This is a genomic window from Sulfitobacter sp. R18_1 (assembly GCF_017743915.1).
In the GTDB taxonomy this organism is placed as follows: Bacteria; Pseudomonadota; Alphaproteobacteria; order Rhodobacterales; family Rhodobacteraceae; genus Sulfitobacter; species Sulfitobacter faviae.
In genome coordinates, this window is sequence record NZ_JAGHRG010000007.1 from 43180 (window position 1) to 56033 (window position 12854).

A 12854-nucleotide genomic window follows, 5' to 3' on the forward strand; every position below is an offset into this window, starting at 1 on the left:
GACATGACCCAAGACGTATACATCTACGACGCCCTGCGCACCCCGCGCGGCAAGGGCCGCAAGGACGGCGCTTTGCACGAGGTGACCTCGCTGCGGCTTTCCGCCCAGACCCTGAACGCCGTGAAAGAGCGCAACAACCTCGAAGGCCATGCCGTCGAGGACGTGATCTGGGGCAACGTCACCCAAGTGATGGAACAGGGCGGCTGCTTGGCCCGCTCGGCGGTGCTGGCCTCGGATCTCGATGAGCGCATCCCGGGTCTGGCCATCAACCGTTTCTGCGCCTCGGGCATGGAAGCGGTGAACCTCGCCGCGAACCAGGTCAAAGGCGGCGCGGGCAACGGCTATATCGCCGGCGGTGTCGAGATGATGGGCCGCGTAGCCATGGGCAGCGACGGGGCGGCGATCGCCGTGGACCCGACGCTGGCGATGGAGAAATACTTCGTGCCCCAAGGTATCTCGGCGGACATCATCGCCACCGAGTTCGGCTTCTCGCGTGACGAGGCCGACCAACTGGCCATGCAGTCTCAGCAGCGTGCCGCGCGGGCCTGGGAAGAGGGCCGCTTCGACAAATCCGTCATCACCGTGCGCGACCAGAACGGTCTCGCGATCCTCGACCGTGACGAATACATGCGCCCGCAGACCGACATGCAGTCGCTTGGCGGTCTGAACCCCGCCTTCCAGCAGATGGGCGAGGTGATGCCCGGCTTTGATAAGGTCGCGTTGATGAAATATCCCCATCTGGAGCGGATCAACCACATCCACCACGCGGGCAACTCGAGCGGTATCGTCGATGGTGCCGCCGCCGTGCTGATCGGCAACAAAGAGTTTGGCGAGCAGCACGGGCTGAAGCCCCGCGCCCGCATCCGCGCCACCGCCAAGATCGGCACCGATCCGACCATCATGCTGACCGGCCCGGTGCCGGTGACCGAGAAGATCCTCAAAGACAACGGCATGACGATCGGCGACATTGATCTTTTCGAGGTCAACGAAGCCTTTGCCGCCGTGGTGCTGCGCTTCATGCAGGCCTTTGATGTGGACGACAGCAAAGTGAACGTGAACGGCGGCGGCATCGCCATGGGGCACCCCCTGGGCGCCACCGGCGCCATGATCATCGGCATTCTGCTTGATGAGATGGAGCGCGCCGACAAGGAAGTGGGGCTCGCCACGCTCTGCATCGCCTCCGGCATGGGTGCCGCCACCATCATCGAGCGCGTGTAAGCCGCGTAAGGGAGCAAGAGAATGACCGATTTCACAATGAACAAGGATGCCGAGGGCATCGCCACCATCACCTGGGACGTGCCGGGCAAGAGCATGAACGTCATGTCCTTCGAGGGCCTGCGCGATCTGGAAAAGCACATCGACGATGCGCTGGCCGATGACGCCGTCAAAGGCATCGTCATCACCTCCGGCAAGGAAGGCTCCTTTGCCGGCGGCATGGATTTGAACCTGCTGGCGAAGATGAAGGAAGACGCGGGCGACGATCCGGCCAAGGGGCTTTTCGAGGGCACGATGCAGATGCACGCCCTGCTGCGCAAGATCGAGCGCGCGGGCATGGACCCCAAGACCAACAAGGGCGGCAAGCCTGTTGCCTGTGTGATCCCCGGCACCGCCGCGGGCATCGGGCTGGAGCTGCCGCTGGCGACGCATCGCACCTTTGCGGCGGATAACCCGAAGGCGCGGATTGGCCTGCCGGAAATCCTTGTGGGCATCTTCCCCGGGGCCGGTGGCACCACGCGGATGGTGCGCAAGCTCGGCGCCATGGCGGCCTCGCCCTTCTTGCTTGAAGGCAAAATGGTCGCCCCTGCTGCTGCCCAGAAGGCCGGGATTATTGATGAGGTCAGCGCAGATCCGATGGCCGCAGCGCGCGACTGGGTGCTGAATGCCAAGGACGCCGATATGGTGAAGCCGTGGGATGCCAAGGGTTATAAAATGCCCGGCGGCGCGCCTTATCATCCGGCGGGTTTCATGACCTTTGTTGGCGCCAGTGCGATGGTGAACGGCAAGACGCAGGGTGTCTATCCTGCGGCCAAGGCGCTTTTGTCGGCGGTCTACGAAGGCGCGCTGGTGCCTTTCGACACGGCTCTGAAGGTCGAGGCGCGCTGGTTCACCAACGTGTTGATGAACCCGTCGTCGGGCAACATGATCCGCTCGCTTTTCCTCAACAAGGAAGCGCTTGAGAAAGGGGCCGTGCGACCTGAAGGCGTGCCGGACCAGCGCGTGAAGAAGCTGGGCGTTCTGGGTGCGGGCATGATGGGTGCCGGCATCACGCTGGTCTCGGCGCAGGCCGGGATCGAGGTGGTGCTGATCGACCAGACGCAGGAGGCCGCCGACCGCGGCAAGGCCTATACCGAGGGCTATTTCGACAAGGGCATCGCCCGCAAGAAAGCCACGCCCGAGAAGAAGGCCAAGGCGCTTGACCTGATCACCGCCACCACCGATCTCGAGGCGCTGAAGGGGTGTGATTTGATCATCGAGGCGGTCTTCGAGGACCCCAAGGTTAAGGCCGAGATGACCCAGAAGGTCGAAGCCGTGATCCCCGAAGATTGCATCTTCGCCTCCAACACCTCGACCCTGCCGATTACCGATCTGGCCAAGGCGTCGAGCCGCGCGGAGCAGTTCATCGGCATTCACTTCTTCTCGCCCGTCGAGAAGATGCTGCTGGTGGAGATCATCAAGGGGCAAGAGACCGGTGACCGGGCCGTGGCCAAGGCGCTCGACTACGTGCGCCAGATCCGCAAGACCCCGATCGTAGTCAACGACGCGCGCTTCTTCTTTGCCAACCGCTGCATCATTCCCTACATCAACGAGGGTGTGCGCATGGTGCAGGAGGGTGTCGAGCCCGCGCTGATCGAGAACGCCGCGAAGCTGGTCGGCATGCCGCTTGGCCCGCTGCAGCTGATGGACGAGACCTCGATCGATCTGGGGGCGAAGATCGCCCGGGCGACCAAAGCGGCGATGGGCGATGCCTATCCGAACGACGACATCGACCCGCTGGTGTTCTGGATGGAGGAAGAGGGCCGTCTGGGCCGCAAGGCCAACGCCGGTTTCTACAGCTATGATGCCAAGGGCAAGCGCGAGGGTCTGTGGCAGGGCATGGGGGACAAGTACCCCGTGGCCGACGAGCAGCCCGAGTTGATCGAGGTGCAGCACCGCTTGCTGTTCTCGCAGACCTTGGAAGCCGTGCGTGCGCTGGAGGAAGGTGTCTTGATGGACATCCGCGAGGGCGACGTGGGCGCGATCCTCGGTTGGGGCTTTGCGCCCTGGTCCGGCGGCCCGCTGAGCTGGCTCGACATGATCGGCGCGCCCTATGCGGCGGAGCGTTGTGACGAGCTGACCGAGAAATACGGTGAGCGCTTTGCCTGCCCGGACCTGCTGCGCGAGATGGCGCAGAAAAACCAGAGCTTTTATGGACGGTTCAACCCGGACGCCAAGGCGGCGTAAGGGGCAGAGGGGCGCTTCGGCGCCCCTTTTTATTGGTAGGAGGGTCATCGCCTGTGATGCCACCCGGCCCGGAATCAAGCCGCAGGCGCCGGGCCATCGCCTGCCCGTCCCCCGGGTAGGCGATTTGGCGAGGTTGGGCCTGCCCTCGCGATGACACGCCACGGTTGAACGATAAAGTGGCAGCGACGCCGCGCGGGTCGCCAACCCACAGGCAGGCGCTGGCCCTAGTGCTCTTGGTAACCGTAGCCGAACCGCGCGATATCCTCGGCGCAGATCTCCGACACCAAATCGCGCAACTCGGGTGTATAGGCCGCCTGCCCCTCCGAGGCATTCACACGCGGCAATTCCAACTCAAACCCAAGATGCTCAAACAACGGCGCCGCATCTTCGGCAAAATGCTCCAGCCGAATATAGAGATCACAGCGCTCCCGCCCCGCCGCATCCTGCATATACCGCCGCGCAGGCCATGCCCGCAGGCTGGCTTGCGTCTGCGGATGCCGCAGAAACCCGGCAAAATCCGTGGCCTTCGCCAGCGCCACCGCCGGATGATCGAACCCCTGCCCCCGCAGCCAGCGATAGTAGCTCGCCACCCGGTCCCATGGGTTGCGCACCAGCGTGAAACAAAACAGCCCCGAGAGTTCCTCCTCCGTCACCAACCCGTCGATATCCGCCAGTGTCGAGTGCTTCCACAGCCGCCCCGCCGCCTGCCCCCCCTGCACCCGCCGCCGCCGCTTGCGCGCTTTCGGCGTATCGCCCAGCATAACGTCGTCTTTCATCGCGCGCTCCTCAAGCGCTAGCGCCAGTGAGGTGCCCCCGGTCTTGGGGATATGAACGAAGACGTAACGCCGACCGCGACTGATGATCACTCCACCGCCTCCGGCGCGCGCAGGGTCGAAGGCTCATCGCTGCGCAGGGCGATCACCGCCCCGGCCAGTGCGATCAACGCCATGCCCGCGAATGCCAAGGGCGGCACCTCTTGGTCCCAAAGGATATAGGCCCAGAAACTGGCGAAGATCAGCAGCGAATACTCGAAAATCGCCACATGCCCGGCCTCTCCCAATTGGTAGCCGCGCACCAGAAAGCCGATGCCGATGAGCGAGCCCACCGCCTGCACCGCGATCCAGAACCACATCGCGCCGTCAAGCGGCCCCCATGTGCGGCTGACGAAACCTTCGGCCCCCGCCACCTCCGCCCCCGGCAGGACCAAGACACCGATGCCGCCCATGACTGCCAACATGCCGAAGAAGCCCGCGGTCATCACCATCGTGCTCTCCCCCTCGCACCACGCCCGCGTCGCCACGGCACCGATGGCATAGAGCGCCCCGGCCAACAGCGGGAGGAAGGCCACGGGGTCAAGATCGCTCGGGTCCGGGCGGATCACCATCAAGGCCCCGGCAAAGCCCACGGCCACGGCTCCCCACCGCCACGGGCCGACGCGTTTGCCCTGAAACAGGGCCGAGATCATCAGCACGAAAAGCGGCGAGGTGAACAGCCCGGCCACCACCACCCCGATGGGCAGAAAAGCCAGACAGCCGAAATAGATCAACATCGCGCCCGCCTGAAACAGGCTGCGCCCGGCCACGGCCCAGAACCGCCGCGGGCGCAAGATGCCGAAACCCAGGGCCGCGAGCACCATCAGGATCGCCACCGCCATAAGCCCGCGCAGGAAGTGAAACTGCCAGAGCGACCCGCGCTCGGTGATGAAAGGGACGAAATTATCCGTCAGCCCCAAGGCCGCCATACCGCTCACCGCGCAAAGCGCCGCCAGCCCCGATTTTACCGCTGTGTCCTGCATCTGCCCTCCTTTTCCCTCCTGCCCTCTTTTCAAAGTCACGTCCGGGCAGCAATACTCAACCCCAAATCGCAACCAATGCCTTGGGAGGGGTCGCATGGGGTGGATGACGGATGAAAGCGGGCTTGAGAAATGCGCGGCGAATTTCGTGCCGCTCACGCCCTTGTCGCATTTGGCCCGCGCCGCAGAGGTTTTCCCAAACCAGACGGCAGTGATCCACGGCGATCACCGGGTCACCTATGCCCAGTACCATGACCGCTGCACCCGCCTCGCCGCGTTACTGGCCGAGATCGGCGTGCGCCCCGGCGATGTGGTCGCCACCCTCATACCCAACCTGCCCGCACAGGCCGAGGCGCATTTCGGCGTGCCCGCCTGCGGGGCCGTGCTCAACACCATCAACATTCGCCTCGATCCCGACACGGTGGCCTATATCCTCGACCACGGCGGCGCCAAGGTGCTCTTGGTCGATACCGAATTCCTGCCGCTGGCCGAGGATGCCTGCGCGCGAATGGAGGGCACCTGCCCCGCCATCATCGAAGTGCCGGACGCATCTGCCGGTTTCCCCGCCAGCGGACGGCACCCGCAATACGAAGAGTTGCTGGCGGAGGCCAATCCGAACTTTCCCTGGACCATGCCGCAGGACGAATGGGAGAGCCTCGCGCTCAACTACACCTCCGGCACCACCGGGCGGCCCAAGGGCGTGGTCTATCACCACCGCGGCGCCTATCTGATGACCATGGGCACGGTGATCTCATGGCAGATGGTGCTGCGCCCGGTCTTCATGCAGATCGTGCCGCTGTTTCATTGCAACGGCTGGAACCACACTTGGATGATGCCGCTTTTGGGCGGCACGCTGGTCTGCTGCCGCGACATCACCGCGGCGGCGATCTATGACGCCATCGCCGATCACGGCGTCACCCATTTCGGCGGCGCGCCCATCGTGCTGAACATGCTGGTCAACGCGGACGCAGAAGACCGCCGCGCCTTCGATCACCGGGTCGAGGTTTTCACCGCGGGCGCGCCCCCGGCCCCCGCGACCCTGTCGAAGATCGAAAAGCTGGGGTTCAACGTCACGCAGGTCTACGGGCTGACCGAGACCTTTGGCCATGTCACCGAATGTCTCTGGCAAGGCAAATGGGACGGGCTGCCCGAACCCGAACGCGCCGGGATCAAAGCGCGCCAAGGTGTCGCCATGCCGATGATGGAAGAGATCACCGTGATGGACGCCGAGATGGCCCAAACCCCACGTGACGGCGCGGCACAGGGCGAGATCATGATCCGCGGCAATGCGGTGATGAAAGGCTACCTCAAGAACCCCGACGCCACGACCGAAGCCTTTGCGGGCGGCTACTTCCACTCCGGCGACATCGCGGTGCAGCATCCCGACGGCTACATCCAGATCGCCGATCGCGCCAAGGACATCATCATCTCGGGCGGAGAGAATATTTCGAGCGTCGAGGTCGAGGGCGTGTTGATGGGCCACGGCGCGGTCAACCTCGCCGCCGTGGTGGCGCAACCGGATGAGAAATGGGGCGAAGTGCCCTGCGCCTTTGTCGAGTTGAAGCCGGGGTCGGAGGCCAGCGAAGAGGCGCTGATCGCCTTCGCCCGCGAACGTCTTGCCGGGTTCAAAACGCCCAAGCGGGTGATTTTCGGGGAGTTGCCCAAGACCTCCACCGGGAAGATCCAGAAGTTCGAGTTGCGCAAGCAGGCGGCGGACCTCTAAGGCGGGGCATTATGTCACCTGCCATTGCTGATCCCGCAGCGCGTGGTAGAGTGGCGAAAACTGACAGGCCCGCAGCAGAACCCCATGACCGCCTTGACAAAATACGCCCGGCTCGAAGCGACGGGCCTTTGGCGCGCCACGCCCGATGCGCAGCGGCGCGAGGTGATCGTCTCTATCGGTGACGCGACGCTGGTGATCAGCGATCTCAAGGATCAGGCGCTGACCCATTGGTCGCTGGCCGCCGTCGACAGGGCCAATCCGAACCAGACCCCCGCGCTCTATCATCCCGACGGTGACCCGGGCGAGACGCTGGAACTGCCCGAGAATGAAACCGAGATGATCGAGGCCATCGAAAAGCTGCGCCGCGCGATCAATCGCAGCCGTCCCAAGCCGGGGCGTTTGCGGTCGGTCGGCATGTTGGCCTCCGTCGCGGTGGTGGCGGCACTGGCGGTCTTTTGGATGCCCGGCGCACTGCGCGATCATGCGATCAAAGTGGTGCCAGAGGTCAAGCGCGTCTCATTGGGCACGGCGCTGCTCAAGCGGCTGGAACGCGTTTCTGGCCCCGCCTGCGAAAGCCCCGGCGGCAGCGCCGCGCTGGCGCGGCTCACCAAACGGTTGGAGGTCGGGCGCGTGGCCATCCTACCCGATATGACCCGCGCCAGCCTGCATCTGCCGGGGCGGCTCATCGTGCTCGACCGCGCGGTGCTGGAGGATTACGAAGAGCCCGATGTCGCCGCGGGCTATGTGCTGACCGAGGATGTGGCGCGCCGGGAACATGACCCGCTGCGCGCGCTTTTGGAGGCTGTGGGCCTGCGCGAGAATTTCCGCCTGCTGACCACCGGCGATATCTCTTCCGAGGCGCTGGATGCCTATGCCGAGCAACTGCTGATGCGCCCCGCCGCGACCCCGCCGGTCGAGGCTCAACTGGCGCGATTTGCCAAAGCCGAGCTGCGCAGCAAACCCTATGCCTTTGCGCGTGACATCACCGGCGAAAGCACCCTGCCCCTGATCGAAGGTGACCCGATGAACGGCAAGCTGACCGCGCCGCTGATGTCGGATGCCGATTGGCTGAGATTGCAAAGCATCTGCGGCGGCTGACGGACTGGCCCAAGAAAAAGGCCAGCCGGGGAACACCGCGGCTGGCCTTTTACCTTGATTGCAAAACGCTTAGCGCCGCAGATAGGCGTCCCGGTATCCTGCCCGGCGCAATTGGCCAAGCGCCGCTTGGGCAGAGCCGCCCGCGATGGGGCCTGCCTGAACGCTGTGATAGGTCTTGCCGCCACGGGTCTGTTTGCCGATGCGGGCGGGCAGGCCCAAGGCCGCGATCTGCCGCGCCGCGCGCTGCGCATTGGCGGGGCTGCCGAAGACACCGACCTGCACATAGCCCGCTTTGGTGCTGGGCTGGGCTGTCGGGGCCGAGCGGCTGGAATAGACGGGGGCCGTCTTGATCGGGCGGGCATCCCGATGGATCGGCGCGGCGTTGCGGTAGCGCAGCACCCGTTTCACCACTTGGCCATCCCGCTCGACGATCTTGACCCGTCCCAGCTTGCGGCGCTGCGTTTCGATATCGAGATAGGGATAGATCAGCGGCACCTTGGCGGTCACGTCTTCGCCGGTGGCCTTGTTGACCAAACGGCGCGGCAGGGTCTGGGTCCAGACCAACAGCATGTCGGCGCGGCCTTCCAAGGTCTGCTCGGCCCGGTGCGGGTTCAGACGGTCGTCCTCCCAAACCTTCCGGTATCCTTTCGGGACTTTCACATTGGTCGTGTTCACCCGATTGATCGCCACATGTTTCGGCACGATCCGCGTCTGCGTGCCCACGGCGCGGGCGGGTTTGGCGCTGACCACCGGGGCGGTGACGGCGGCAGGCGCTACGATCCGCGCGGGTGCAGCGGCAACGCCGGGCATCACACCCGCGCTGCGGTAGGGCTGCGGTGCGGTGCCGCGCTGCGGGCTCGAAGGGGCAAGACGGCCTGTCACAATCGGCTCCGCCTGCGGACCGCAGCGCACGCTATAGCCATCCCCGCGCCGCATATAGCGCTGCGACAGGGGCGAAGCGCCGGGACACGCGGTGACGAAGCCAGCCGGTGCCGGAGCGGCCAGTGCGACGGGTTTGCTGGGCACCACGGGCACGGGCCGCGGCGCGGTCTCGCGCACGACTTTGGGGGCAGTGCTACGCGCCGGGGCTGGCGCGACACGGCGCACCACCTTTTGCGGCGCGGGCCGAGCCACGGGGGCTTTCGGCTTCGCCTTGGGCGCGGGCGCTTCGGCGACACGGGCTGGGGGCCTCTTGGCCGGGGCGGGGTCGACTTTGGTCTGCGCCGCCTCAACCTTGGCCTCTGCCACTTTCACGCCGTTTGTGGGCTGGAACCCGCAGATTTGCTCGCGCGCGCGGCTCATGCGGGGCACCCAAGACACATTGCCGTCGATGCCCGCACGGATGAACACACATCCCGCGCTGTCGACATATTGCTTGCCCTTGTAAGAGGCCGGCGGAAACTCTGCCGGTTGGCTGCGGCTGTCCTGCGCTTGGGTCTGCGATCCGCCGACGCCCAAGGCTGCGACGATCATCGCCATGGCAATACTTCTGGTAAGTGTCATCTAATGCCCCCACACTATCTGGTAGAACGATGCATCAGTGCGCGGCCTGAGTAAAGCACCGCGCGCTGATTAGCGAAACTTACCCGATCACTTGGTGCCGAACATCCGGTCGCCCGCGTCGCCCAAACCGGGGATGATATAGCCCTTTTCGTTGAGGGACTCGTCCAGCGAGGCCGTGACGATGCGCACATCCGGATGCGCGGCTTTCATCGTGGCGACCCCCTCGGGCGAAGCCAGCAGGCAAAGGAAGATGATATTGGTGGCGCCTGCCTCTTTCAGCAGATTGATCGCCGCGACCGAAGAGTTGCCGGTGGCCAGCATCGGGTCCACGGCGATGACCAAACGGTCTTCCATCGCCTCGGGCACTTTGAAGTAATACTGCACCGGCTGGAGGGTCTCTTCGTCACGGTAGAGACCGACAAAACCGACCCGCGCCGAGGGGATCAATTCGAGCACCCCATCCATCAGCCCGTTGCCCGCCCGCAGGATCGAAATCAGCGCCAGTTTCTTGCCGTCAAGCGTTGGCGCGTCCATCTCTTGCATCGGGGTCTCGACCCGTTTGGTTGTCATCGGCAGGCCGCGCGTCACCTCATAGGCCAAAAGCTGGCTGATCTCGCGCAGCAACTGCCGGAAGACGGCGGTCGAGGTGGCTTTGTCGCGCATGATGGTCAGCTTGTGCTGCACCAGCGGATGGTCGACGATCGTCAGGTGATTGGGGGTATCGGTCATGCGGCAGGCTCCTTTATTTGCCCTGCTTCTAGCCGCACAAGCGCCCCGCTCGCAAGCAAAGGCTGCGCGGCTACTGCGGCACCTCTACCCCCAGATGCCCGGCGACGAGGGCTGCGACATCGGTAAAGCCGATCTGCCCCAACGCCCCCGCCCCGGTCCCGGCGACCAGTACCGGCACCCTTTCGCGGGTGTGATCGCTGCCCGCCCATGTCGGATCATTGCCATGGTCCGCCGTCACCACCAGCATGTCGCCCTCCCGCAGCGCCGCGATCACCTTGCCGATCTCGGCGTCGAACCACTCCAACGCGCGGGCGTAGCCCGACACATCGCGGCGGTGCCCGTAAAGACTGTCGAACTCCACGAAATTGACGAAGGTCAGGCTGCCCTCTTCGGCTTCATCCACCAGATCATGCAGATGATCCATCAGCTTGGCATCCGGCCCTTTGCGCAGCTCGTCGATGCCCTGCATGGTAAAGATGTCGCCGATCTTGCCCACCGCATAGACCCGCCCCCCGGCGTTCTGCACCCAGTTGGTCAGCACCGGTTTGGGCGGCGTGATGGCATAGTCGCGCCGGTTCGCGGTGCGCTCAAAGGCGCCCGGTCCGCCAGAGAAGGGCCGCGCGATGACACGGCCGACCTTCATCTCATGCAGCCGCGGCGCGATGTCTTCGCAAAGCTTCAGCAGGCGGTCGAGGCCAAAGGTCTCTTCGTGGGCGGCGATCTGGAACACGCTGTCGGCAGAGGTATAGCAGATCGGCCAGCCGCTTTCGCAATGCGCTGCCCCCAGCCGTTCGATGATCGCCGTGCCAGAGGCGTGGCAATTGCCCAAAATGCCATCGGTGCCCGCCAACCGCGCGACCTCTGCGGTGAGGTCTGCGGGAAAGGCAGGCGTCTCATCCGGGAAGTAATGCCATGCCCAGGGCACCGGCAGCCCGGCCAATTCCCAATGGCCCGAGGGGGTGTCTTTGCCCTGCGAAACCTCCGTCGCAGCCCCCCAGCGGCCTTCGGGCGCAGCACCCAGCCCCGGCGCCTCCATCCCGCTGGCCAGCGTCAGCGCAGCGCCCAGGCCCAACCGGTCGAGATTGGGCAGGGCCAGCGGCCCGCTGCGCCCCTCTTCAGCCTCTCCCGCGGCACAGGCCTGCGCGATATGGCCCAGCGTATTGGCCCCGGTGTCAGGCAGGTCGCCATTAAAGAAATCCCCCGCGTCTGGCGCGCCGCCGATGCCGACGGAATCGATCACGACCAAGAATGCACGTCCCATCAGCCGATCCTTTCCAAGATCAAATTCGGCGCTTCAACCGCCCTGTCACCAAGCGTGATCGCCGCTAGAACCGCCGCCTCTGCCGCATCCGCAGCCGCCTCTTCCGCCGCGTGGACCGTGGCCAAAGGCGCGCCCGCGCGGACCTCTTCGCCCAAGCGCCGCACCTGCGACAGGCCCACCGCCGGGTCGATCTGGTCCGCCTCGACCACCCGGCCCCCGCCGAGGTTGACCACCGCCATGCCGAGTGCCGCGCCGTCGATCGCGCTCACGTAGCCGCCGCGCGGCGCGGGGACTGCGCGGATCACGGGGGCTTTGGGCAGAATACGCTCCCAGTTTTCGGCGAAATCGGCGGGTGCGCCCATGGCGCTGAGCATCCGGGTGAAACGCTCCAGCGCGCGGCCATCGCGGACCGCCGCGCGCAAGGCTTCGGCCCCCGCCTCAGCCGTCGCGGCCAAACTGCCATTGGCAAGAAGCCCACCACCCAATTCAGCCGCCACATCAAGGATCGGCCCCGTCACCGCCCCGGTCAGCACCCGCATCACCTCGGCCACTTCCAGCGCGTTGCCAAGGCTCGGCACCAGCGGCTGGTTCATGTCGCTGATCACCGCCGTTGTGGGGCAACCCGCCGCCGTGGCGGTGCCGCTCAGCGCCTCGGCCAAGGCGCGCGCCTGCGACAGTTCCTTCATGAAAGCGCCCGAGCCGACCTTTACATCCAGCACCAGCCCATCCAGCCCAGCGGCGAGCTTTTTCGACAGGATCGAGGCGGTGATCAGATCGAGCGAATCCACGGTCGAGGTCACATCCCGCACCGCATAAAGCCGCCGATCCGCCGGGGCGATGTCGCCGCTGGCGCTGACGATGGCGCAACCCACCTCCCTCACGACATCGCGAAACTGCGCCTCTTCCAACTGGGTGCTGACGCCGGGGATCGCCTCCAGCTTGTCGAGCGTGCCGCCCGTATGCCCCAGCCCCCGGCCCGAGATCATCGGCACATAGGCCCCGCAGGCGGCCAGCGCGGGGGCGAGGATCAGCGAGACGCAATCGCCCACCCCGCCGGTCGAATGTTTGTCGAGCACGGGGCCGTCCAAGTCCCAGTCCAACACCTGCCCCGAATCGCGCATCGCGAGGGTCAGTGCCACGCGGCCCTGCTGGTCCAAGCCATTAAGGCAAATGCCCATGGCAAAGGCCCCGGCCTGCGCGTCACTCACACCGCCATCGGCCAGCGCACCGGCCATCCAGGTCAGCGCCTCTGCATCCAATGCCTCACCATGGCGCAGCCGCGCCAGAATGTCCCGCGCGCTCATGCG

At 65.4% G+C, this 12854-nt stretch carries 10 protein-coding genes; 4 read left to right on the forward strand and 6 right to left on the reverse strand.

Going from position 1 to position 12854, the window contains the following annotated elements:
- Nucleotides 1-3 precede the first annotated feature (3 nt).
- Together J7392_RS14405 and J7392_RS14410 are read left to right on the forward strand one after the other, a co-directional pair.
- Nucleotides 4-1218, forward strand: coding sequence for an acetyl-CoA C-acetyltransferase (locus J7392_RS14405; RefSeq protein WP_209218222.1), 1215 nt, complete (start codon nucleotides 4-6; stop codon nucleotides 1216-1218).
- Nucleotides 1219-1239: 21 nt separating this feature from the next.
- Nucleotides 1240-3441: a 3-hydroxyacyl-CoA dehydrogenase NAD-binding domain-containing protein gene (locus J7392_RS14410; protein WP_209218223.1), complete on the forward strand. Its 2202-nt coding sequence runs from the start codon at nucleotides 1240-1242 to the stop codon at nucleotides 3439-3441.
- A 224-nt stretch (nucleotides 3442-3665) separates the two neighbouring features.
- Here J7392_RS14410 and J7392_RS14415 read toward each other — a convergent pair whose 3' ends face one another.
- Together J7392_RS14415 and J7392_RS14420 are read right to left on the reverse strand one after the other, a co-directional pair.
- Nucleotides 3666-4307, reverse strand: coding sequence for a sulfotransferase family 2 domain-containing protein (locus J7392_RS14415; RefSeq protein ID WP_209218224.1), 642 nt, complete (start codon nucleotides 4305-4307; stop codon nucleotides 3666-3668).
- On the reverse strand, nucleotides 4304-5236 hold the full coding sequence (locus J7392_RS14420; RefSeq protein WP_209218225.1) for a DMT family transporter: 933 nt from the start codon (nucleotides 5234-5236) through the stop codon (nucleotides 4304-4306). The genes J7392_RS14415 and J7392_RS14420 overlap by 4 nt, the downstream gene beginning before the upstream one ends.
- A gap of 94 nt (nucleotides 5237-5330) precedes the next feature.
- Between J7392_RS14420 and J7392_RS14425 the strand changes: the two genes are divergently transcribed.
- Nucleotides 5331-6956: a long-chain-fatty-acid--CoA ligase gene (locus tag J7392_RS14425; RefSeq protein ID WP_209218226.1), complete on the forward strand. Its 1626-nt coding sequence runs from the start codon at nucleotides 5331-5333 to the stop codon at nucleotides 6954-6956.
- 84 nt (nucleotides 6957-7040) lie between these two features.
- Nucleotides 7041-8054 carry a hypothetical protein gene (locus J7392_RS14430; RefSeq protein WP_209218227.1) on the forward strand — a complete coding sequence of 338 codons (1014 nt, stop codon included), beginning with the start codon at nucleotides 7041-7043 and terminating at the stop codon, nucleotides 8052-8054.
- Between the two features lie 69 nt (nucleotides 8055-8123).
- Here the strand turns inward: J7392_RS14430 and J7392_RS14435 are convergent, their stop codons facing one another.
- From J7392_RS14435 to J7392_RS14450, 4 genes are all read right to left on the reverse strand, one after another.
- Nucleotides 8124-9557 carry an SPOR domain-containing protein gene (locus J7392_RS14435; protein WP_209218228.1) on the reverse strand — a complete coding sequence of 478 codons (1434 nt, stop codon included), beginning with the start codon at nucleotides 9555-9557 and terminating at the stop codon, nucleotides 8124-8126.
- Nucleotides 9558-9644: 87 nt separating this feature from the next.
- Nucleotides 9645-10286 (reverse strand): uracil phosphoribosyltransferase, encoded by a 642-nt coding sequence (gene upp / locus J7392_RS14440; RefSeq protein ID WP_067263778.1) that lies wholly within the window; start codon nucleotides 10284-10286, stop codon nucleotides 9645-9647.
- 70 nt (nucleotides 10287-10356) lie between these two features.
- Nucleotides 10357-11547 (reverse strand): phosphopentomutase, encoded by a 1191-nt coding sequence (locus tag J7392_RS14445; RefSeq protein ID WP_209218229.1) that lies wholly within the window; start codon nucleotides 11545-11547, stop codon nucleotides 10357-10359.
- The gene (locus J7392_RS14450; protein ID WP_209218230.1) at nucleotides 11547-12851 is read right to left on the reverse strand and encodes a thymidine phosphorylase; all 1305 of its coding nucleotides are present in this window, start codon (nucleotides 12849-12851) and stop codon (nucleotides 11547-11549) included. Before J7392_RS14450 ends, J7392_RS14445 begins: the two co-directional genes overlap by 1 nt.
- Nucleotides 12852-12854: the final 3 nt, after the last annotated feature.

Bases quoted from the DNA above. Each gene is read 5' to 3' on its own strand.
- J7392_RS14405 (WP_209218222.1), top strand. From the start codon at position 4: ATGACCCAAGACGTATACATCTACGACGCCCTGCGCACCCCGCGCGGC.
- J7392_RS14410 (WP_209218223.1), top strand. From the start codon at position 1,240: ATGACCGATTTCACAATGAACAAGGATGCCGAGGGCATCGCCACCATC.
- J7392_RS14420 (WP_209218225.1), bottom strand. From the start codon at position 5,236: ATGCAGGACACAGCGGTAAAATCGGGGCTGGCGGCGCTTTGCGCGGTG.
- J7392_RS14425 (WP_209218226.1), top strand. From the start codon at position 5,331: ATGGGGTGGATGACGGATGAAAGCGGGCTTGAGAAATGCGCGGCGAAT.
- J7392_RS14430 (WP_209218227.1), top strand. From the start codon at position 7,041: ATGACCGCCTTGACAAAATACGCCCGGCTCGAAGCGACGGGCCTTTGG.
- J7392_RS14435 (WP_209218228.1), bottom strand. From the start codon at position 9,557: ATGACACTTACCAGAAGTATTGCCATGGCGATGATCGTCGCAGCCTTG.
- upp (WP_067263778.1), bottom strand. From the start codon at position 10,286: ATGACCGATACCCCCAATCACCTGACGATCGTCGACCATCCGCTGGTG.
- J7392_RS14445 (WP_209218229.1), bottom strand. From the start codon at position 11,547: ATGGGACGTGCATTCTTGGTCGTGATCGATTCCGTCGGCATCGGCGGC.
- J7392_RS14450 (WP_209218230.1), bottom strand. From the start codon at position 12,851: ATGAGCGCGCGGGACATTCTGGCGCGGCTGCGCCATGGTGAGGCATTG.